This is a genomic window from Candidatus Pelagibacter communis (assembly GCF_001180025.1).
GTDB lineage: Bacteria > Pseudomonadota > Alphaproteobacteria > Pelagibacterales > Pelagibacteraceae > Pelagibacter > Pelagibacter ubique_A.
On the sequence record NZ_CVSK01000010.1, the window covers coordinates 1 to 534 of the forward strand.

Sequence of the window (534 nt, forward strand, 5' to 3'; positions counted from 1 at the left end):
ATTAGGTTTAACTGTTTTTTATATAATAATAATAAGGTTAATAAATAATATACTTAACCCAACTCCAAAATTAGATCCAAGTATTTTTAAAGGACAAAGGTTTCTAGCAAAGATGAACCATGTGCTTTTATATATTTCTATATTAGCAATAACAATTTCGGGAATGTTAAAAAAATTATTTAACGGGGAAACATTAACAATAATATTTAGAGAGTTTCAAATAAATGAAAATTTTGATTTAGCAGATCAGTTTTATGAAATTCACATTCTTTCAAATTATACACTTATCGGTTTAATAGTGCTTCATATAACTGCTGTTATTATTCACAAACTATTTTTTGGGGACAATTTATTAAAAAGAATTCTTTAATCTTAATGACAAGCAATTCCAAATTTTTTTAATCTCCAATAATTATAAGGCCAAGGAGTTAAAAAACCTACAATCAGCATTATTGGTACAACCCACCATGTTAAAATTGCGCCTCCAGTTAAAACATAGTCAGTTAAATTCATCATGATTTCCATACTAAGCAT

At 26.0% G+C, this 534-nt stretch carries 2 protein-coding genes; one reads left to right on the forward strand and one right to left on the reverse strand.

The window, feature by feature from the left end; all coding sequences use genetic code 11:
* On the forward strand, nucleotides 1–370 hold a 370-nt coding region (locus tag AMN83_RS00205), incomplete at its 5' end, for a cytochrome b (RefSeq protein WP_075503393.1).
* A 2-nt stretch (nucleotides 371–372) separates the two neighbouring features.
* Here AMN83_RS00205 and AMN83_RS00210 read toward each other — a convergent pair.
* On the reverse strand, nucleotides 373–534 hold a 162-nt coding region (locus AMN83_RS00210), incomplete at its 5' end, for a DUF4396 domain-containing protein (RefSeq protein ID WP_143323619.1).